This window comes from Methanobrevibacter sp. (assembly GCA_022775905.1).
GTDB lineage: Archaea > Methanobacteriota > Methanobacteria > Methanobacteriales > Methanobacteriaceae > Methanocatella.
Genome location: JALFJX010000024.1, coordinates 44,200 through 67,386 on the forward strand (window position 1 = coordinate 44,200; position 23,187 = coordinate 67,386).

Genomic DNA, 23,187 nt, shown 5'->3' on the forward strand with positions numbered 1-23,187 from the left:
AAACCACGTGTTTTACATCATATACTAACTATTTTTTAAAAACTTTGAAAAAATAATCATCAAATCACTTAGTTTTACTAATCTTTTTATATAAATAACAACAAATATTATTTTAATATAACTTATTTTATGATAATTTTTTTATTAAAACGGTGAATATAAATGACACATTGGATTGAAAACATAGCTACTGAATTAGCAGAAAGAGATGTAGAAGAACATGTTATTGCAAGTGGAACCTCCATTTCAGGTTCAATTCACATTGGAAACTCATGCGACATATTTATTGCTAATGCAATTGGAAAAAAATTAAGGGAACTCGGAAAACAAGCAAAAACCATCTGGATTGCAGATGACCACGATCCATTAAGAAAAGTTCCATTCCCACTTCCTGAAGATTACGACAAATACTTAGGTATGCCATACTCCGTTATCCCATGTCCTGACGGCTGCTGTGCAAACTTTGTAGAACACTTTGAAAAACCTTTACTTTCAGTAATGGACGATTACGGAATTGAAATGGAAACCAAATCCGGTTTTGAAATGTATAAAACTGGAGTTTACAACGACTACATTAGAACCTCTCTCGAACACGTTGATGAAATCAAAGAGATTTTCAACGAATACAGAAGAGAACCATTAGCAGATGACTGGTTACCATACAACCCGATTTGTGACGAATGTGGACGTGTAAACACAACTTATGCTTATGACTTTGACGGCGACATCATCAAATACAGATGTGAATGTGGCCACGAAGGTGAAATGGATATCAAATCAGGTAACGGTAAACTTACCTGGAGAGTAGAATGGGCTGCAAGATGGAAAATCTTCGGAACCACATGTGAACCATTCGGAAAAGACCACGCAGCTAGTGGCGGATCCTACGATGTAAGTAGCATTATTTCAGAAAAAATCTTTGATTACCCTGCACCATTCCCAGTACCATACGAATGGATTACTCTCGATGGTGAAGCAATGAGTAAATCTCACGGAGTATTCTTTGCTCCAGAAGAATGGTTAAAAATTGGACCTGCAGAAAGTCTTAACTACTACTTGTTCAGATCCAAACCAATGAAAGCAAAAGACTTCTCACCAAAAATGTCTTTCTTAGACTTTATCGACCAATTTGATACCGTTGAAAAAGTATTCTACGGTGAAGAAGAAGCACCATCTGAAAAAGAAGGTAAAAAATTCAAAGAAATCTATGAAATCGTACAAATCAACGAAGGTAGTCCTTTACCATTCAGACCACCTTTCAGATTCCTCGTTAACGCTTACCAAATTGCTGGAGACGACTTAGAAAAAATCTTTGGAATTTTAAAAAGAAACTCCCAATTATCAAAAAGCTTTAAAGACAAAGAATTTGGCGACTTAAATGAAACTGAATTAGCTCAATATCGTGAAAGAGTTGACAACGTAATTTACTGGTTAGATACTTATGCACCTAAATTCGTAAAATTCCAAGTGCAAGAGAAAAACATTCCAAAATTACCGTTGACCGAAGATCAAGACAAATTCTTAGCTGACTTAGCTGACTTGATGGAAAACAATGAATTCTCAGAAGCAACTGAATTGCACGATGCAATGTATGAAATCTTAGAAGCACAAGAATTAAAACCTCAAAAAGGATTCCAAGCCATTTACAAAATGATTCTTGGTCAAAAACAAGGTCCAAGAGCAGCTTCATTCTTGCTCAGCTTAGACAAAGATTTCGTTGTAAAAAGATTAAGAAAAGAAGCTTAATCTTTTAAATTTTCTTTTTTTACTCATTTTTATATCCATTTAAATTAAAGATATGAAAAATAATTTTTATCAATTTTATAACAACTTAAAAATAAAAATAGCTATCTTCGATTATTTCAATAGCTTAGAAAAAAAATAAAAATAAAGTGAATGAGATATAGATTCACTTCTTAATTCTTATGGTGTTTGTAATTTTTGAATAACCATATGTGGATTTGACAGTATATTTTCCAACTTTAAGATTTTTCAAAATCAAACAGGCATATCCTTTGCTGTTGGTTTTTACCTTGTAAGTTTTGCCCTTAAACTTAATAGTTATTTTTTTACCTTTAACGATTTTACCGTTCTTATTAACAAGCTTAACTTTGAATGTGACCTTTTTAACTTTTATGCCCACAATATTCTTAGCAGAAATAAGTGATTTTACAGTTATCTTATTGGATACTTTAGTTCCATTATAAGTTGTAGTTATTGTATATTTGCCCGGTTTTAAACTAATTTTTAATGATGCATATCCATTTTTATCAGTTTTAACCGTGTAGGTTTTTTTATTAACTTTGAATACAACCTTACAACCAGCACCTACAGGATTATGGTTTGTTGTATTGTAGATACGCACTTTGAAATACTTTCCTGCACCATAATATTGTGTCAAATCCTTATTTCCCATTATTTTTGTATAAATCCTGATTGTATTTACAACTTTTTCACCTGTTTGCGGATTTACCGCAGTTATTTTGTAGGTTCCAGGATTTATATTAATGTTTAATCTCACAATACCATTTGCAAGAGTTTTGACTCCATATACTTTTCCATTGATAGTGAACTTAACCACTGTATTGGCCAAAGCCTTACCTTCTGATGTAAAGAACATTGCAAAGTATTGAGTTCCTGACCCATAGAGCTTTACCACATCTGTTGAGTTTATTGTAGATAAGACTGTAATTTGTGCAGTAGCATTAGCTGCCTTGTGAGACAATGTCTCTTCAAAGATTACTTCTGCAAGATATTTCCCAGGATTCAAATCAACATCCAATACTGCTTTTCCTTCATCATCAGTTGTTAGTTCATATTCCTTGTTTCCGATTTTAACAATGACAATTGCTCCTGAAATAGCTTTATTGTTTGAATTCAATTTTATTTGAAGTGATTGTGATCCTTTATAGTATGAAGTAACATTACCCACAATTAATTCTGATTCCAACAAACCGCTGGCAACTTTGAAGCTTCCACTAACAGAGGTTGTTGAGTAATCATCATCCCCAGAGCATACTGCTGAAAATATATAATTTCCAGGTTTTAATTTACCAATTACCAATTTACCTATGCCCTTTTTAACATCAACATTATAGGTTTTACTGTCTATAGTTAAACCAACTTTACCAGTTATTGCTTCCCCATTGATGTCAGTTAACTTAATGTTTGCAATTACCCTATCATTTACGGAAGCATCATTGATTGAAACTGACAATACTGATTTTATCTTAGATACCTTGAGTACAAATGTCGCACTTGAAGAATTATAGTTTGCATCACCCGCATAACTTGCAATTATTGTATATTTACCTGCATCAAGCGGTGAGATATACCAGAAAGCAATTCCATTATCAATTTGTTTAATCCTTTTTGAGTACTGCCCGATCATTTCAAAAGAGACTTCACCGGTTGCATTTTGCGGTAGATATGCATAAATCATTATGTTTTCGCCCAAAGTAACCTCACCGGTTACAATGTTAATTGTTGAGTTTGCCTTTAGAACATTTGCAAATCCATAAATACTGGATGCTATGAATGTTGAATCACCACTATAAGTAACATCCACCCTATAGGTTCCAACATTTAAACTTTCAAATTCACAAATAGCTTCCCCATTGATTATATCCACTGTTTTTGAAATATCATTTATGTTGAAAGTAACATATCCAGTAGCAGCATTATTCAATATTGCTTTGATTATCAAGTCCTGTCCATAATATGAATCATTAATATCCAATGAAATGGTTGTGGTTTCATTTCTGACTGAAAATGAAACTTGACAGCTTACATTGGTATAATTTTCATTTCCATCATATGTAACAATTACATCATATTTTCCGATTTCCTGATTGTTAAGTGCCAATATAGCTTTTGAATCATTTATTTCAACAATATAAATTGAATCATTGACTTTAATTGTAACTTCACCATGAATGTTTTCGGAAAATGATACTTCAATCATTTCCTCTTCACCAGGGAGAATATTTTCTGTCTTAACTGTTATAGTCGGAACTGCCTTTTTGACTTCAAATGTTGAGTTTAAATTCTTTGAGATAATTTCATTTTGATACGTTGCACTAACATCATATTTTCCTATTTTAAGACTAGAAATATTTATTGAAGCTTTAGAGTTGACTACATCAACACTTTGAATAATATCACCAATTTTAAAAGTAACAGTGCCTGTAACATTGCCTTCAAAAACGACAGTTATGATTTCATCTTCACCATATGAAATATTATTTGAATTCAATATAAAATTCAATTGTTTTACAATGATATTACTTGTCACTGTTTGATTTAGATAGCTTGCAGATATTGTATAAACTCCACTAGCCAGATTTAGAGTGATTCCAGCCATTCCATCATTGTCTGTAGTCAAATTATATATTTGATTATTGAATCTGATAGTGACATTACGGTTTGGCATTGTAATTCTATTCTTTTCAACTAGAACAATAGAATATGTGAAATTGTTGTATTCAACAGCTTCAACATCCTCACAGACAATTATGAAATCCTCATCTATTATTATTGTTGTGTTGTAGGTTGCATTTTCAAAGTTTCTGTCCCCTTCATAAAATGCAAAGACATAGTTTGTTCCGCTGTCAAATGTGACATTGAAAGTTGCACTGCCATTTGTTAAATTCAAATAGACAACTTCAAAATTGACATATACTCCAACACGACCAGTACAGTTTGCATTTGTATTTATCTGTATTATTCCAGTTCTATTTTCTCTTGTAATATCAATATCAAATTCCGGATTGTTTTTCAATACATTGAATGATGTTGATGCAATTGATGGTGAGTATAGATTATCACCTTTAAAGATAATTGAAACATTATATTTACCGCCACCAAGATTTGAAATAGAAATATTTGTATTGTTCTTAATCAAAACAGTTGAATTGACACCGTTTATTGACAATACAACATTTCCAGTGAAATTATAAGCAGAAATTTGTGCAACTGCATTTTCACCTACATTTATGTCATCCACTTTAATGCCAATTTTTGGATCATACCTTCCAACACTGAAAAATGCAGATGCATTTGCTGAGAAATAGTTTTCAGTTTCAGAAATCATGAGAGTAATATTGTATTTACCTTCATGGAGATTTCTAAAAGTTAAGTTATTAACAGAATCATTTAGATAAATTGTTTTATTGAATATTCCATTGATGTAAAGATTTGCTGTGACAGGACTTACGTTTGGATTCAATATAATTTTTGCATCTATTCCTTCATCTGCCTTAATGTCTGAAACATTTTCAATTGCAAGTGTTACATGCATCTTTGCTACAGTGATTTTTGTCTGGTTGAATGCCTTGAAATGGTCAGCATCTCCTGTATACTCCACATTTAAATCATATGTTTTTGCATCCAAATCATCGAAAGTGATTGTTCCTTTACCATTGATGATTTTCACAGTATAATTTTTGTTGTTTAGGGCAACTGTGATTTCTTGATTAACATTACATGTAAATTCCACAACAACATCATTAGGATATGTAACATTACCTGTGGTGAGATATATGTATACTGGGATTTTGCCAACATCAATTGTTGCCTGTTTTGTAAATCCACATGAAGTTGCAGATACTGTATATGAACCTTTATTTTGGGTTTTGTCAAACATGAAAGGACCATTGATGACAGTTGTTTTCCCATCTGTTAAAGTTATGTTAAATTCTGGGAAGACATTTTCTTTTATATATTCACCATTGCTAAGTTTAAATGATGCTTCAATGGATACTGACTCATTGATATTTAATGCTGAGTATTCAGGAGTTATATCCAAAACAATCCATGTATTAACAGTGTTTCCAGTGTTTACCTTGTTTGTAGCTAACGGATCATCTCCACCCCACCAATTGTTATCAAGTGAAATGTATTTTGCACCATTGTTAAAAAGGTCAATTGAAATACTATTGAAGTAAACATTTCCAATGAATGCATTATATGATAAATTTAGATAACTACCAACATTATAAATTGTAGGAGATCCTTCATACCAAGTGTTTGGCTTTACATATTTACCAGTGTTATTCCTGAATATGTTTCCAACAGCAGTTAAATTTCCCTGATTGTATACATTTCCACCAATATAATTAAAGTTAAACCTCTCAATAGTATTATTTTCAATTATTGAATTTAACATAAAACATTTACCATTGTTGAATAATGCTGCTCCTTTTGATTCTTCTTTAGCATATGCATTAGCTATTGTTGTCTTGTTTATTGTCAAATCACCATTGTTGAAGATTGTAGCGCCGTTAGTGTGTGTGCACCCATTAGAGTTAACAAATACTGAATTTTCTACATATAAATTTCCTTCATTTGAGATAGCTCCTCCTTGAGTATACTCATCGACTAAGTTATTGTTATTAAAATAAGAATCATAAATTTCCAAATGGCCAAGATTATTGATTGCCATTATGTTATCTGTAAATGTACAGTTTTGAAGAATTACTGTACTTGACTTTTCAATATCAAATACCGCACCGTTTCCGGATTTATAAAAATTAGTAAATTTGATATTCTTAAATGTGACTTGGGAATTGCCTTTGATTGTAAATAAAGAATTTTTAGATTCACCATCAAATGTAGTATCATAATCCCCAATTATTGTTAAAGATTTATTAATTGTAACATCACTGTCTGTATATGTTCCATTAGACAATTGTATTGTATCCCCATCGTTTGATGTGTCCAATTGGTCAGTGAATGTTATTGTATTATCTTTGAGGGTATCAGTTTCGTTAATGTTTGCACTTACCGCTGAAATCATCATCATTACTATTACTAATGAGACGAACATTAACACAATTCTATTTAATTTCATTTTAACACTCCAAGATTAAATTAAAACAGTTAAAAGATAAATTTACATCTTTTAACTGAGTTTTATTCATAATTTGAATCACGACGTTTATAACCAATTATTAATAAAATTAAAGCAATTATAACCATGAATACTGATGGAATGAAATCTTGAGTATTTTTCATTGCTTCCTCAATTTCAAATGCTTTTTTACTAACACTTGGCTGATTTGATTGACTTACTTGACTGCCACCAATAGGACCATCGTTTCCACTTAAATCAGGTGTTGCATCAGTGTCATTTGACAATGAATTCACATTTGCACCATCCATAAAAGAAGAATCCTCTTTTTGTATCTCAGTATTGGTGGTCTTGTTTGATTTTTGATTGTTGTCAAATACCTCATCAGAATTTATATTATAAACTTCATCAAATTCTCCATTTTGAGAACTTGTGCCATCTCCTAATCCAGTATTATCAGACTCTCCGGACTTGTCAGTTATTCCATGAGTGTCAAAATAACCCGGAATCAATGGATTGGAATCATATTGAGTTGTTGGTTGGGAGTTATATGAACTTCCGTCAACATTAGAAGTTGACTCACCACTTGGCCTTGAATTATCTGTATTTCCACCATCAACATTGTTCAAGGTAGCCAAATAATCCCTGATATTTATAACAACATTATTGTTGGCATTGTCATTATCATGTGAATAATAACCTCTGCCGTAAGCATCAGATCCTGTTTGAGCATTTTCATTATATGAAATTAATGTATTTCCAGATATATCCGAATCGGTAGAACTCAATAGATAAACTCCAACATAACCGTCAGTAAATGCAGTATTGTTTTGAATCACATATGTATGGTCACCTGCAGTGAATTGACGATAGCTAATTGCATAAAGATTATCGCCAACATTTACTTCACCTACGCTGTGAACTTCAATCTGATTATTTACAATTTCTGCACTTGAGTCTTGAGATTCAATACCTGTTACCAACGCCCATTCATGAGTTCCTGCAAGTCCAGTTACATTAATGGTATTGTTCGCAATTAAAATGGATGTGTCTCCATAAAAATTTTGAGAATAAATACCAATGTTCGGCCCATTTGAAAAGGAGTATAAGTCATTGTTTGTTACTTTAACATCCTCCATAGGACCATTTAGCTGAATTGGATATGCAGTACCCAAAGCCAGTTTACCTCCAGTCGTAATTATGGAGATATTATTTGAGTCCATAGTCAAATTATTTAATGAATGAACATTAACACCATACAAATAATTCTCAACACCAGGATTTGTGACAAAATCCGTCATGTAAATTGTGTTATTATACATCAAGACATCATCAGACCTGCTCAATACCACACCATCAAGGGTAGGGTACTGGTAAGCCGGCCTTTTATTGACATCCGAAATTATTTGATTTCCCTTCAAAACAAAATTGTTACAGCCTTCAATTCCAAAACTGTAGACAAAAAGACCATCTAAAGTGGCCCCATCTACACCGTATTGAACTTCATTTAATGGATATGAACCTACAATTGTAGTATTTTCCATTGAACTGTCGTGGAAATTAGTTAATTTAACTGCACAATTATATTTTTGAACTTCATCATTGTGAGCTTCAAAGTAAAAAGTGGAATTTATAATCTTAAGATTTCTTAATGGGTACCATTCGTTTGCTTCGCCACAGACGACGTAAGCATTAACATTGTATGGAACTACATAATTTACATACAAATTAATTAAATTAACATTATCAGCACCAACATATATTGCTGCACCATCAACTTCTTCATAACTAGTATCTAAATCCATTGTAATGTCCATTAAAGTGACATTATTACCTGAAATATCAAATACTGTATTTTTTAGATGAGCCCCAGGAGCTTTAATAGTGACAAAATCTGATTTAATTTTTAAAACACCAATGTCTGTGAATTCCCCACTGAACACCAATGTCTTATTCTTATACTTGTCATCTAGAGTATTATCTGGAAAGTAAGTATTAACATTGTTCGAATTAACGTAGAATGTATCATTACCTGCCAAATCTGGAACATCAGGAGTTAATGTAGTATTAATTGAAAAAGTTTCCCCAATTTCAGTTGAAGAAACATTTGTATCATTCATTTGTGCAAATACACATGATACATTAAGTATACAACATAATAATACCAATGCACATATTAATTTATAATTCATATTTCCACCTCCCTTGAAGTTATTTGAAGGCATCATGATTCAAATCACATGATTGAATAAACATGAATAAAAATTAAAGTTAAATTAATCATTAATTATTTATTAATCATCAAATTATCTTTAATAAAAATAAGTTTGTTGTTCAACATTAATAAATATATTTAAAAAAAAGAGTTATATTAAACTTTTAAATTCCTTTTTCATTAAAAGTTCATCTACGAATTTGTAATCCAATTTTTCAAAAATTTCAATTAGAATATCCTCATCACTGTCAAAATTGACAACTACACTTTTAAATTCATAGTCCATAGCTATCTTTTCTAGCTGTCTTATTAATTTATATGCTATTTTTTCACGGTCATCATATGAATTTAAGAACAATGTAGTGATTTCAGCAGATTCTGCATCATAGACCTTAAAACTGGCACACCCAATGGTTTTACCGAAGCTATTTAATAATAAAACAACCTGAGGATCATCCAAAAAGCATTCAAAAGATTTACAAAATTCAATAAATCTTTCATCCATTTCATTAGTTACAATAATCTCCACTATTTCACCTCAGTAGTATTTCCAACTTTTTTAAGTTCATCTTCCCATACACCAGGATTGTCTTCGACGAATTTTAAAAATAAATCTTTGCACTTCAAATTATTTAATACTACTACTTCAACATCATTATCCTGAAGAAAATTTTCAGCACCCATCAATGTTGTATTCTCACCTATGACAACTTTTGGTATATTATATAATATTATAGCGCCTGAACACATAGGGCATGGAGACAGTGTTGTATAAATGGTGCATTTAGTATAATCTTCATAGTTTAGACGACCCGCATTTTCAATTGCATCCATTTCAGCATGCAAAACTACAGAACTCTTTTGAATTAATCTATTATGGCCTCTAGATATTATTTCCCCATCTTTAACGATAACTGCACCAATAGGAAGTCCACCTTCATCTAAAGATTTTTGAGCCTCAATAATGGCTTCACCCATAAAATAATCATCATTTGTCATGTTAAAAAAAAAGAATAGATTAGATGAAATTAATCATCTATTTAAATCGTTTGAATAATCCTTTGTTGGATTCTTTTTCCAAATCTTCTTCAAGTTTTGCAACTTGTTTTTTCAAATCAGCAATAGTTTTGCCAGATTCATTGGATAATTTATCATAGCTGCTTTCCTTAACTTTAAGTTTTGCAGTAAGTGATGAAATTTCCTCTTTTAGACCTTCAATTTCTTTTTTGTTTTGGCTATCAACTTCATCTTTGTAATTGCCAATTTCTATTATTTCATCTCTTAATGTTTTAACTTCACTGGAAAGTTCAACATTTTCTTTTTTAGCTTTATCCAATTCAGTTTTGACCTCATTTAATTCAACAGACAAGTCATTGTTTTCTTTTTTCAACTCATCAATATTTATTGAATCAAGCTTTTCTTTGTACTGATCTATTTTAGCTTGTAATTCCTCCTTAATGGAGTTGAGTTCATTTTCCAATTTATCTGCTCTTACTTTGTTTACCGCACCTTCAGCACCAAGCTTTCCAATTTGATTGCTCAAATCTGCATTAATGTCTAATTGGTCAAAGTATTTTCTGGTACTTTTTTCAAGTGCATCAGTCAATTCTGTTTTAAGACCCTTTAATTTAGCATTTTCCTTTTTAAGGTTAGGAATTATTTTATTAGTTAAGTAGTTAAGTTCACTAGACTGATTAGATAATTTCTTCTCTCTTTCGCTTAATTTAGTTTTTAAACCATCCAATATACTGGAATCAATTTTTTTGGAAGGTTCTTCATCAGGCGTTTCATCTTCTTCAGGAATTTCCTCAACGATTTCATCAGCAGGTTTTTCTACAATATTTTCTTCAGAAACATCATCAACTGGTTCTTCGATGATTTCTTCACTAACCTCTTGTGAAACTTTTTCAACCGCAGTCTCTTCAACTACTGGTGCTTCTACAGTTTTTTCAACAGATTTTACTTCAGTATTTTCTTTGCGATTTCTTTTGAGCTTATCTAAGTCTAATTTCATTTTGCTACCGTACATAGCATTGATTGGTTTATCGTTTGACATTAAAATCACCAAAACAGCAACATTAATTAAAAAAATTCAACTACACTTTACACTTAAAAATTTGAATTTTTCAATATTTAAGTATTATTAAATTATGAATATCAATAGTGATTTTTAAAAATTACAAACATTATTAAATTAGTAAAATCAATAGATTATATGTTAAATTAATTTTGTAACTTGTGGCGATACCATGGATTATTTTGATAGATTAGAAGCTGATACCCATCACCTATACGAAATAGCTAATGAAGCAAGATCTAAAGGACTGGATGTTGAATTGGAAACAGAAGTGCCTCTTGCAAAGGATTTAGCTGAGAGAGTGGAAGGGCTTGTTGGTCCTGAAGGTGTGGCTAAAAGAATTAAAACATTAGAACAAGACATAACTAGGGAAGAAGTTGCTTTTGAAATTGCAGCAGAGATTGCTTCAGGTAAGTTCGAGCTTACTGGTGAGAAAGCAGAATGGGACACAGAACAAAGATGTGACCAAGGTCTTAGAACTGCACTTGCTATCCTTACAGAAGGAGTAGTAGCAGCACCTCTCGAAGGAATTTCTGATGTTAAGATTAAAGACAATTTTGATGGAACAAAATACATCGGAGTATATTTTGCAGGACCTATCAGAAGTGCAGGTGGTACTGCAGCCGCATTAGCCGTGCTTTTAGGAGATAAAATCAGACGAGCTATCGGTATTGATGCATTCAAGCCTATTGATGATGAAATTGAAAGATATGTGGAAGAAGTCGAATTATACGAATCAGAAGTTACAAATTTACAATACTCACCAACACCAGAAGAAGTGAGATTTGCAGCAAACCACATTCCAGTAGAAGTTTCAGGAGAACAGACTGACAAGGTAGAAGTATCCCACCGTGATTTAGAACGTGTTGAAACAAACAACATTCGTGGTGGAGCATTGCTTGCGATGGTTGAAGGAGTTATCCAGAAATCAAAGAAAATCAAGAAGATTTCAAACAAATTAGGTCTTGATTGGGATTGGCTTGAAGAATATTCCAAACCAAAAAAGGATGACTCAAAAGAAGAATCAGATTCAGACATCGTTCACGAGCCAAAATACATTCAAGATATTATTGGTGGAAGGCCCGTTCTTGGATATCCCTCTGAAAAAGGTGGATTTAGATTAAGATATGGAAGATCAAGAAATACAGGTCTTGCAACTATGGGAGTTCATCCAGCAACAATGGCATTACTTGATTTTTTAGCAGTGGGAACCCAACTTAAAATTGAATACCCTGGAAAAGGTAACTGCGTAGTACCTGTAGACTCAATTGAAGGACCTACAGTTAAACTTAAAAATGGTGATGTATTAATCCTTGATTCAGTTAAAAAAGCACGTGAAGTCAAAAAGGACGTTGTTGAAATCCTGTTTTTAGGAGACATGCTTGTTGCATTTGGAGAATTCTTAAGAAACAACCAACCTTTATACCCATCTGGATGGTGTGAAGAATGGTGGATTCAATTGTTAATGAGAAGTGAAGACTTCGATGCAGACAATACTAATTTGGATTTACACAAACTTGAATATGAATACTTAACAGCTATCGAAGCATTTACATTATCCAAAAAATATGACATTCCTCTTCACCCTAAATACACATATTGCTACAATGACGTGACCATTGATGATTTAAATTCATTGATTGATTTGATTGAAAGAGGAAAATCAACATTCAACCAAGATGAAGGAATGCAACTTGATTTATCATATGAAAAAAGAGTTCTTGAAATCATTGGCGTTCCCCATATCATACGTGACAATAAAATAATCATTGATAAAGATCATGCTTACTCACTTTTAGTAACATTATCTGGAAAGTTACCTGAAAAAGAAACCACAATTGAAGCTGTAAATGAGGTTTCACCTGTTGAAATTAAAAATAAAGCTCCAGCATACATCGGTACTCGTGTGGGTAGACCTGAAAAATCAAAAGAAAGATTAATGAGACCTGCTCCTCACGGATTGATTCCAATTGGAAATAATGGGGGAGCTAGAAGATTAGTTGCAACAGCTGCTAAAAAAGGCAGTATAAAAATAGAAATTTCCAGAAGAAAATGTACAAACCCAGAATGTGGAATCAGCTCATTTGGAGCACTTTGTCCTAAATGTGGCAGCCCCACTGAAATGGGAAAACCATCCCAAAAGACAATTCCACTTGCAGCCATGCTTAAAAAAGCATCTGACAATGTCAAAGTAAGACGTGTCGATGAAGTTAAAGGTGTAGTAGGTATGATTTCCGAGTCCAAATTGCCAGAACCTATTGAAAAGGGAATCCTCAGAGCAAAACATGAAGTATTCACATTTAAGGATGGAACCATCAGACACGATTCAACTGATTTGCCACTTACTCATTTCATACCAAGTGAAATTGGTGTTACAGTTGAAAAGCTACTGGAAATGGGTTATGAAAAAGACTGTTACGGCAACCCAATTGAAAATGAAGATCAAATTATTGAGCTTAAGGTTCAGGATATTGTTATTTCTGATAATTGTGGAGAATATTTGCTTCGTACTGCTCAATTCATTGATGATGAGCTTGAAAGATATTACCATATGGATACATTCTATAATGTTAAAGAGAAAAGTGATTTAATCGGACACTTGGTTGCAGGTCTTGCACCCCACACTTCAGCAGGAGTACTTGGAAGAATTGTAGGATTTACAAAAGCATTAGGTTGTTATGCTCACCCTTACTTCCATTCTGCAAAGCGTAGAAACTGTGACAGTGACGAAGATGCAGTTATGTTGTTATTAGATGCATTAATCAACTTTTCAAAATCATATTTACCAAATACTAGAGGAGGAAGTATGGATGCTCCTTTAGTTTTATCTTCAAGAATTGACCCTGAAGAGATAGATGATGAATCTCACAACTTAGACATCTTTGAAAGATTCCCAGTTGAATTTTATGAAGAAACATATACTCCTCACAAGCCTGCAGAGGTTTTAGAATACATTGATAATGTAGAAATGCATTTAGGAACCCCACAGCAATATAAAGGATTAATGTTTTCGCACCATACTTCAAGTATCCATGCTGGACCGACCGTTTGTCTCTATAAGAGATTACCTTCAATGAGAGAAAAGGTTGAAGCTCAAATTGCCCTTGCTGAATTAATTAGAGCCGTAGATCAAAGAGGAGTTGTAGAAAAAGTTTTATCATCTCATTTCTTGCCAGATATCATGGGTAACTCAAGAGCATTTTCCAAACAAAAGGTCAGATGCCCTAAATGTGGTGCCAAATACAGAAGAATGCCACTTACCGGAAAATGTAGATGTGGAGGTAGCCTGATATTATCTGTTTCAAAAGGATCAGTTACCAAATACCTTGAAATATCACAAGAGCTTGTTAACAGATATCCTGTTTCACATTACTTGAAACAACGTTTGGAAATCCAAGAATTTGGTATTAATTCATTGTTTGAAAGTGATAAATCCAAACAGAGTTCTTTAGATATATTCTTCTAAAGAATTACTTTTCAAATGCTCTTGGACTTTTAATTTTTAATATTAAAATAATAATAAATATCATAGTATTAGACTCTTTCAAAAACTTTGTTGATTTGAAATTTTTTGATGAAATTGGTTTGGAATTTTTAATTTTATCTAAAAATAGTTAAATTTAATAAATAAATGGAGTAAAAGTTTTTATCATGCTAAACCAAAAAACAAATACTCCAAATAGCATTTTAGATGTTGAACAATATATATTTTGCGATTCTAATGATGGATTAGTGCTTTCCGACCCTCGTTTTGTGAAAATTTTTAAATCCTGTCAAAAGGCTCTGAAATCTTTTGATTTAAGTTTTAAAAAGGATGTTCCTTATTTTAAAATGAGTTTAGCTAGATGCCCACATTGTGGAACTCGCCATATTGTTAAATATGGTTTTACAAAAAAAACATAGGTATTTAAAGAAATTGGTAAAACAAAAGTGAAAGTTCAGCGCTATATTTGCAAACGTTGTGATAAAACCTTTCAAACAGATTTAACAAGTCTTGTTGATAAAAACAGCAATTTTACGAATGAATTAAAAAGTGAATCAGAACATTTAATTTCAGATTACCTGGGAAGCTTAAAAAATGTTTGTAAATCATTTAAAAAATTCTTTAGAATCACAGTTTCACATCGATGGAAGAATATTTAAATTTAGTACACCAACTATCAAAGAATAAACTATAAGTATAATTACAAGTTCTCTGGCCCATTTAATTGAATTTTTTTCAAGCTCTTTATCAGCATATTTAATAAATAATTCTTCAGTATCCATAAGTATCCAAACAAATTATTCTAATCCAATAAGTTAAACTGTGAACTTTAGTTTTTATAATAATTTTTCTTCCCATTCTTTAACTTTAAAACCGACCAAAACAGTATCTTCTGATACAATAATTGGCCTTTTAACAAGCATTCCATCAGTAGCTAAAAGATCAAACTGTTCATCTTCTGACATTTCCGGAAGTTTATCCTTTAATTTTAGTTCACGATATTTCATACCACTGGTGTTGAAAAATCTTTTAAGAGGTAAATCAGATATTTCCCACCATTTGCGCAATTCTTCAGCAGTGGGATTGTCTTCTACGATATGTTTTGACTCATATTCCAAATTATGTTCATCCAACCAGATTTTAGCTTTTCTACATGTGGAACATTTTGGGTACTGTACAAATAATAACATAATATTAACTTGAATTTACTATTAAAAATAGTTAACTTAAAATAATATTATTTTATAAAAAGAAAGAGAAAAAAAGGATATTTAATCCTAAAATTTTATTTTTTATTTCTTCTAAATCTATTGCATCCAATCAATGAAATTGCTATTAATAATGCAAGCAATGGATTACCAGTAGCATTTCCATTTGATTTATTAGCAAATGCTTTTATAGTGTTATCAACATTATCAGAATCTACTATATCTTCAATAGTACCTAACTCTTCAATAGAATCATTAGTATCATTTTTAGTAGTATTATCTGTAGTATTAGTTGTTGTATTGGTTTGATTGTTAAGCTCATCTTTATTGAGAATACTGTTTTTAACTTCAACAGTGGCGTTTGAAGTTTTATTATTAGTATTATTAGATCCGCTTGTAATACAATTTGTTAAGTTTCCTAATTTCATAGCTTTAAATACAACGGTAAAGTTTGCAGATTCACTGACTCCCAATGAACCGGAATAAGACCATTTGTTATTGCCATCAAAAGACCATTTACCTGTGGAATCTTTATAAGAAACATAATTCCAAACCGGAATATTTGTCTTCAGTTACAAATACATCATTTAGGTTAATATTACCAGTATTTTTAACATTAATGACAAATTCAACCAAATCTCCAACTTCAACTGTTTTGTTTAATGCCTCTTTTGAAACTGACATATTAAACACAATTTCAAAATTTTTAATATCCACATCAGTTACTTTAAATGCAAATAAATTCTACAAATATGAAACAGTTTCATAAGCTGCAAAATCATAGGTTCTTACAGTCCCATTACTATAATTTTTAAATGCCTTATCAGGAATACAGACACCATTTTCGTAATCATTGACTACTCTATTTGTAAAATCAAGAAGAACATCAGTGATTTCTTTTTTAGAATCTATTTTATTATCCATAATCTTTTTATAATATACACCATTAACAAGATTTGGATATGATTCCAAACTATTCAGTATCTGTTTATATGACGTATACATATAATCCAACAAGGAATATATGTTTTGATAACCATTAGGTAACAAGTCACCTGAAGTATTAATATTCTTATACGGTGAGTCAGTTAACGACCAAACAAGACATGTCATAAGAAGATCACTATAAGTAAAATTATGATAAGATATAGTGAATCCGGATAACTTATACACATCTAAATGAGTATCCTTTATTTCATCAAGATAATTATAAACAAGTATCTTTAATAATTCACCAGTACTGTTTTCATAAAAACTATTTGTTAATATGGAAACGTTACTGAGAACTAATCTGGTATTTTTAGTAGGACTAGACAAATCCTCATCAGCACAAAATACAGTATACCCCTGAGAAGTTACACCACCATTCTGATTACCATTTACCAAATGGGCAACGTTATCATCAGATGAACTTCCATCAGCAGAAGTAAACTTGAATTTCTAATACTTGAACTGGAATTTTCATTATTTAATGGAGTATCTACAGCCAATTCATTTTCAACTAAATTATTACTAGACAAATCATCAACCGAATCAATATCAGCAGACAGATTCCCATCCACATCAGATGATGCGGACACTATACTACATGAAAGAATTAAAAATAAAAATGTTAATAAGAATTTAAATTTTTTATTCCTCATATTCTCCCTCAATCAGTGACACATATGTCACCATTATTAATTTTACATTTAGAGCATATATAAAAATTTATAAATGATTCTGAGAAGTATTAGTTTATTGAATATTGAAAATTTAAATTGCATTTATAATTAAAAAAAGTTGAATATATCTGATGGTTTCTCAATAGCATCAAGAATATACTCATCCACATAATCTTCCGGATCCCCATAGCCCCATTTAACTATTACACAATCAATTTCAGCATTTTTGGCTGTTTTAATATCTGTTGATGAATCTCCAATATAAATTGCATCATCTTTTGATACTTTTAACTTATGCAACATCTTTTTAACACCACAAGGACGTGGTTTTGATGGATATGCAGGATTATGACCTTCAATAGCTTTGAAGTCAATATCTGAGTAATATTTTCCAATAAACTTTTTGATTGAATCATTTTTTCTGTTTGAATTTATTGCAAGCAATATTCCTTTTTTCTGCAATTCCAACAAAACTTCATGCATTCCATCGAAAGGAAGTGAATTTTCTCTATTGGATGTGCCGTAAATTTCATCATAAGTATTTTTGACAAGCTCCATGTTTTCAGGTGTGTTTTTATCTTTCAAACTCAATGATACAAGTTCATCAATATTTCCACCTAAAATCTCAATATATTCCTCATAAGTTAAAGTAGGAAAACCGTTAACGGACAATGCCTTGTTAAAACAGATTATTACATCAGTTATTGAATTGAATATAGTTCCATCAAAATCAAAAATTGCAAGTTTTTTCATAATATTATTATATATTAAAACTCTATTAAATACTGATGAAAAAATTAATAGCACCTATAAAAAACAAGATAGGGCAAATATTTGCAATATTCCTGTTTTTAGTAGTACAAGTATACTGTGACTTGACATTACCACAATACACATCAGATATCGTGGACATTGGAATTCAAAATACAAATTTCCAGTTTATCATTGATACTGGAATGATGATGCTTTTGATGGTTGCGATATCTGCACTTGCAACAGTTGGAGTTTCCTACTTTTCAAGCAGAGTTTCCTCTGGTTATGCTAAGGATTTAAGAAAAATTGTATACAGCAAGGTTTTAAGATTCTCAAACCATGAATTAAACAAGATTTCAAGGTCTTCATTAATTACAAGATCAACAAATGACATTAACCAGCTCCAAAGTGTACTTGCAATGGTATTTACAACAATATTATTTGCACCACTTCTTGGAATTGGAAGTATCATAAAGGCATTTGAACTTGGAACTAACCTATCATGGATTATCTTTGTCACATTTATTGGTGTTGTAATCCTTTTAGTTATTGTTATTGTAAGAGTCCTTCCTTACTTTAAAGTAATTCAGGAAATTATGGATAAAATAAATAAAACATCAAGAGAAATTTTAATTGGAATTCCTGTAATTAAAGCATTTGTAAGACAGAACTATGAGGAAGAAAAGTTCAAAAATATCAATAAGGAATTTTATGATGTAAATATCTATGTTTTTAGAAATATGCTCATTATGCTTCCATTGCTTACATTACTTATGAATCTAATGATTGTTTTAATATTGTATTTCGGAGCATACGACGCAATTGCGGGTTCAATATTGACCGGAGACATAATAGCATTTATCCAGTATTCCACACAGGTTGTAACTTCCTTTTTAATGATAGGTGCATTTTTCATAATGCTTCCAAGATTCCTCGTTTCAGGAAGGCGTGTGAGTGAAGTATTAAATACTGAGCTGACAATAACTGACGGTGAGCTTGCAGATATTTCAGACAATCCCACAATTGAATTTAGGAATGTTTCATACAGCTACCCGAACAGTGAAAAAGAAACCCTTAAAGACATTAATTTTTCACTAAAACCCGGTAAAACAACAGCAATAATTGGTGGAACAGGTAGTGGAAAGTCAACAATTCTCAATTTGATTCCCCGTCTTCAAGATCCAAGCTCAGGTGAAATTCTAATCGATGGTGAAAATATTAAGAACTTTAAATTGAAAAGTATACGTGATAAAATCAGTTTTACACCTCAAAAAGCAATTTTATTCCAGGGTGACATCAAATCAAACATGTTAACCGGAAAAAGTGATGCAACAGATGAGGAAATTAAAAATGCTCTTGAAATAGCTCAAGTTGATTTTGTATCCAATCTTGAAGAGGAAGTAACTCAAGGAGGATCTAATTATTCAGGTGGTCAAAAGCAACGTCTGTCCATTGCAAGAGCAATTATCGGAAAACATGACTTTTACCTGTTTGATGACTGTTTTTCAGCACTTGATATGAACACGGAGAGAAAAATAAAGAACAATCTTAAGAATCTGAAAGATTCATCCATATTGATTGTATCCCAAAGAATTTCAACAATTATGGATGCTGATGAAATTCTCGTAATAGATAACGGTAAAATAATTGACAGAGGAACACATTCTTCACTTGTTGAAAGTTGTAAGATATATGAAGAAATTGTAAATACTCAAATCGATAGCATGGAGGCATTATTATGAGTCCAAGACCAATTAGAAGAAAACCTCCAGAAAAGGCTGTTGACAACAAAAAAACTATCAAAAATATATTGACTATCCTTAAAGACCATAAGTTCAAATTGGCATTGACAATAACCTGCGCTATTATTTCAACCGCATTTACAATAATAGCCCCATTGCTTATTGGTCAAGCAACAACAACAATATTTAATGGAATCAACACTGGCTTAATGGACTTTGACACATTATTTTATCTATTAACTATTGTTGTGATATTGTATGTCACCAGTTCATTATTTTCATACCTTCAAAGCTTCTTTTTAATTGAAGTATCTACAAAAATAAGCTATGATTTAAGAGAAAAATTGATGGATAAAATATTAAGTCTCCCAATGGAAAGTGTTGATGAAAACAAAAGAGGAGATATCCTATCTAGAATCACTAACGATGTTGACTCACTTCAGCATGGAATAACACAATCATTCCTACAGTTGACAACTGCAGTTATTACCCTTATTGGAGTATTCATAATGATGCTTACAATCAACATCTGGATGACACTTGCAACAATCATTCTCATACCAATTGCATTTTTGGTAATCAGATTCATTACAAAATTCTCTCAAAGCTACTTCCTAAAGCAGTTAGTGTTTAAGGGTGCTTTAAATGGTCAAATCGAAGAAACATTTACAGGGCATGATATAATTCGTGTATTCAATCAGGAAGAAATATCCATGGAGAAATTCGAAAACGACAATGATAAATGGTTTGACCAAGAATGGAAGTCACAATTCTACTCCAGTTTGAATGGACCTTTAATGAACTTTATTTCAAACTTCACATATGTAGTAATTGCTGTTTTAGGCGCAATATTTGTTCTTCAAAGAGCAATAGCTGTTGGAGACATCCTTGCATTCTTCCAATACACACAAAGTTTTACAAGACCAATTCAACAGATTACAAGAGTTATGAATCAAATACAAATTGCAATGGCTGCAAGTGAACGTATATTTGAATTTTTAGATTATGATGATGAAAAAAATCCATCTGACAAACAGTTGATGGAAATTAAAGAAGGAATAACATTTGAAAATGTGAGCTTCAGCTACATCCCCAATGAAAAGATTATAAAGAATTTAACTTTTGATGTTAAAAAAGGTCAGAAAATAGCTATTGTCGGCGAAACCGGAGCTGGAAAAACAACAATTGTCAAATTGCTTATGAAATTCTATGAAATTGACTCCGGTTCCATAAAAATCGATGGAGTTGACATTGAGGAATATGACAATCATTCACTTAGATCACATATAGGGATGGTTTTGCAGGATTCCTGGCTGTTTTCAGATACAATTGAAAGCAATATTCGCTATGGAAACCTTGACGTTAGTGATAATGAAGTTGTTGAAGCTTCAAAGCAGGTTTATGTTGATAATTTTGTAAGACAACTTTCAGATGGCTATAAAACTGTTTTAAATGAGGATTCTGATAATATTTCTCACGGCCAGAAACAGTTGCTTACAATAGCTAGAACAATTCTCTCATCAAAAGAAGTTTTGATTTTAGATGAAGCAACATCAAGCGTTGATACAAGAACTGAAAAATTAATTCAAAGGGCAATGGATAGATTAATGGAAAATAAGACTAGTTTTATCATCGCTCATAGACTTTCAACAATCAGAAATGCTGATAAAATCATTGTAATCGAAAATGGAGAAATAATAGAACAAGGAAACCATGAAGAACTTCTTTCCCTTAAAGGATATTACTACAATACATTAAATACTCAATCAAAAGAGAATTTAGTTTAATTTCTCTTTTATTGAGACACTCTTTTTTTAAATTTCAAATTAAATACCCAAATACAAATGAAACCAATTAATGAACCTATGTTCATTCCAATTATCGCACCAAGATATACTCCAAATACCCCCATTCCCATAGTAATGCCCATTAAATAAGCAAAACCCATACTTAACAACAATTCTCTAAGGATTGTCAAAGCTAAAGACTTAAATCCTGATCCAACACCTTGATAAGTATATGCAGCAGTTGCACCAAATGGAATCAGAACATTATAAAATACAAATAGCTGTAAAACCTCTGCTGAGCGGTTGACCAAATCCATATTATTTGATGTAAAGTTAAATAATTCACAAATCGGATGAGCAAAGAAGAAAAATACTACAGTGAAAATCAATGTAATTGCAAGACTAATCAATGTTGAGTATTTTATTGTTTCATTAAAGTTTTTCCAGTTGCAAGCACCATATGCAACTCCTGAAACTGTAATCGTTGCAATTCCAATCGCCATACATGGAAGAAATGCCATTGAAATAAATCTAAAAGCTATTGTAAAAGCTGCTACTTCACCAACTCCAGAAGTCATTATGATCAAATAGTTCAAGATTATTGCAACTAATGCAAATATTATCTCTTCGGTACCTGCCGGAAGTGAAACAACAAGTATTTCTTTATATATTTCAAGTTTAGCTTTGTAATTTGAGAGTTTGAACTTAAAATATGTATCCTTTTTAACAAAAATCCAATACATCATCCATAATAATCCTATAAATGAAGCTATGACTGTTGCAAATCCCGCTCCAAAAATACCTAAATTTAATCCATAGATCAATATTGGATCCAAAATCATATTTATGATAGCTGTCAATACCAATGGATTGGTTGCTCTTTTAACATCACCTTCAGCTCTGAAAATACTGGCTGTTACATTAGGCATTAAAAATACAATATTCAACAAGAATATTATTTCACCATAGCTTAAGCAATATGTGCTTACACCACTTGCTCCAAGCAATATGACTAAATCATCTAAAAAGAACAGACCAATGATTAAAATAATAATTGAAACTATAATTGTTAAAATTATTGAGTGTACAATTGCATTATTTGCATCATCAGTTCGTTGTGCTCCAAGATACCTGGACAATAATGAATTGGTACCTGCACCAACACCAGTTCCAAGACCAATGATAACAAGATATAATGGTGAAATGAATCCGAGTGCAGCAAGAGCATCAGCATTAATTCCAGCTACATAAAAGCTATCAATTAAATTATTTAAAAACATCAAAAGCATGGAAATTATAGTTGGAAAAGCCAATCTGTTAATAGCTTTTCTTGGATTTCCAATAATTGATTCAATATTATCATTAGTCTGCATAAAAATCTAATAAAAAAAAGATATTTGAAAGCTA

Annotated in this window: 18 protein-coding genes; 5 read left to right on the plus strand and 13 right to left on the minus strand. The window is 31.6% G+C overall.

Annotated elements, in window-relative coordinates; all coding sequences use genetic code 11:
- The first annotated feature begins 162 nt into the window (after positions 1-162).
- Positions 163-1,746 carry a lysine--tRNA ligase gene (gene lysS, locus MR875_06945; GenBank protein ID MCI6994572.1) on the plus strand — a complete coding sequence of 528 codons (1,584 nt, stop codon included), beginning with the start codon at positions 163-165 and terminating at the stop codon, positions 1,744-1,746.
- Between the two features lie 163 nt (positions 1,747-1,909).
- On the opposite strand, the gene MR875_06950 is transcribed toward lysS, so the two are convergent.
- The 5 genes from MR875_06950 to MR875_06970 form a co-directional block, all read right to left on the minus strand.
- Positions 1,910-6,850, minus strand: a complete 4,941-nt coding sequence (locus MR875_06950) for an Ig-like domain-containing protein (protein ID MCI6994573.1) — start codon at positions 6,848-6,850, stop codon at positions 1,910-1,912.
- A 62-nt stretch (positions 6,851-6,912) separates the two neighbouring features.
- Positions 6,913-9,042, minus strand: coding sequence for a right-handed parallel beta-helix repeat-containing protein (locus tag MR875_06955; GenBank protein ID MCI6994574.1), 2,130 nt, complete (start codon positions 9,040-9,042; stop codon positions 6,913-6,915).
- 174 nt (positions 9,043-9,216) lie between these two features.
- Positions 9,217-9,594, minus strand: a complete 378-nt coding sequence (locus MR875_06960; protein ID MCI6994575.1) for a hypothetical protein — start codon at positions 9,592-9,594, stop codon at positions 9,217-9,219.
- Positions 9,594-10,064, minus strand: a complete 471-nt coding sequence (locus MR875_06965; GenBank protein ID MCI6994576.1) for a nucleoside deaminase — start codon at positions 10,062-10,064, stop codon at positions 9,594-9,596. The genes MR875_06960 and MR875_06965 overlap by 1 nt, the downstream gene beginning before the upstream one ends.
- Positions 10,065-10,101: 37 nt before the next feature.
- Positions 10,102-11,121, minus strand: coding sequence for a hypothetical protein (locus tag MR875_06970; GenBank protein ID MCI6994577.1), 1,020 nt, complete (start codon positions 11,119-11,121; stop codon positions 10,102-10,104).
- Positions 11,122-11,314: 193 nt separating this feature from the next.
- On the opposite strand from MR875_06970, the gene polC reads away from it, so the two are divergent.
- Positions 11,315-14,608: a DNA polymerase II large subunit gene (polC, locus tag MR875_06975; protein ID MCI6994578.1), complete on the plus strand. Its 3,294-nt coding sequence runs from the start codon at positions 11,315-11,317 to the stop codon at positions 14,606-14,608.
- A 185-nt stretch (positions 14,609-14,793) separates the two neighbouring features.
- Positions 14,794-15,045 carry a hypothetical protein gene (locus tag MR875_06980; protein MCI6994579.1) on the plus strand — a complete coding sequence of 84 codons (252 nt, stop codon included), beginning with the start codon at positions 14,794-14,796 and terminating at the stop codon, positions 15,043-15,045.
- A gap of 216 nt (positions 15,046-15,261) precedes the next feature.
- Here MR875_06980 and MR875_06985 read toward each other — a convergent pair whose 3' ends face one another.
- The 7 genes from MR875_06985 to MR875_07015 form a co-directional block, all read right to left on the minus strand.
- Positions 15,262-15,408 carry a hypothetical protein gene (locus MR875_06985; GenBank protein ID MCI6994580.1) on the minus strand — a complete coding sequence of 49 codons (147 nt, stop codon included), beginning with the start codon at positions 15,406-15,408 and terminating at the stop codon, positions 15,262-15,264.
- Between the two features lie 54 nt (positions 15,409-15,462).
- Positions 15,463-15,816, minus strand: a complete 354-nt coding sequence (locus tag MR875_06990; protein ID MCI6994581.1) for an arsenate reductase family protein — start codon at positions 15,814-15,816, stop codon at positions 15,463-15,465.
- Positions 15,817-15,911: 95 nt separating this feature from the next.
- On the minus strand, positions 15,912-16,307 hold the full coding sequence (locus MR875_06995) for a hypothetical protein (GenBank protein MCI6994582.1): 396 nt from the start codon (positions 16,305-16,307) through the stop codon (positions 15,912-15,914).
- Positions 16,308-16,365: 58 nt separating this feature from the next.
- Complete coding sequence (locus tag MR875_07000; protein ID MCI6994583.1) at positions 16,366-16,518, minus strand: DUF11 domain-containing protein; 153 nt, start codon at positions 16,516-16,518, stop codon at positions 16,366-16,368.
- 60 nt (positions 16,519-16,578) lie between these two features.
- Complete coding sequence (locus MR875_07005) at positions 16,579-17,220, minus strand: hypothetical protein (protein MCI6994584.1); 642 nt, start codon at positions 17,218-17,220, stop codon at positions 16,579-16,581.
- Positions 17,214-17,414 carry a hypothetical protein gene (locus MR875_07010; GenBank protein ID MCI6994585.1) on the minus strand — a complete coding sequence of 67 codons (201 nt, stop codon included), beginning with the start codon at positions 17,412-17,414 and terminating at the stop codon, positions 17,214-17,216. The genes MR875_07005 and MR875_07010 overlap by 7 nt, the downstream gene beginning before the upstream one ends.
- A gap of 192 nt (positions 17,415-17,606) precedes the next feature.
- Positions 17,607-18,251 (minus strand): HAD family hydrolase, encoded by a 645-nt coding sequence (locus MR875_07015; GenBank protein ID MCI6994586.1) that lies wholly within the window; start codon positions 18,249-18,251, stop codon positions 17,607-17,609.
- 35 nt (positions 18,252-18,286) lie between these two features.
- On the opposite strand from MR875_07015, the gene MR875_07020 reads away from it, so the two are divergent.
- A complete protein-coding gene (locus tag MR875_07020; protein MCI6994587.1) occupies positions 18,287-19,993 on the plus strand; it encodes an ABC transporter ATP-binding protein/permease in 1,707 nt (568 codons plus the stop codon).
- Positions 19,990-21,780 (plus strand): ABC transporter ATP-binding protein/permease, encoded by a 1,791-nt coding sequence (locus MR875_07025; protein MCI6994588.1) that lies wholly within the window; start codon positions 19,990-19,992, stop codon positions 21,778-21,780. Before MR875_07020 ends, MR875_07025 begins: the two co-directional genes overlap by 4 nt.
- Before the next feature lie 8 nt (positions 21,781-21,788).
- Here MR875_07025 and MR875_07030 read toward each other — a convergent pair whose 3' ends face one another.
- The gene (locus MR875_07030; protein ID MCI6994589.1) at positions 21,789-23,153 is read right to left on the minus strand and encodes an MATE family efflux transporter; all 1,365 of its coding nucleotides are present in this window, start codon (positions 23,151-23,153) and stop codon (positions 21,789-21,791) included.
- Positions 23,154-23,187 lie beyond the last annotated feature (34 nt).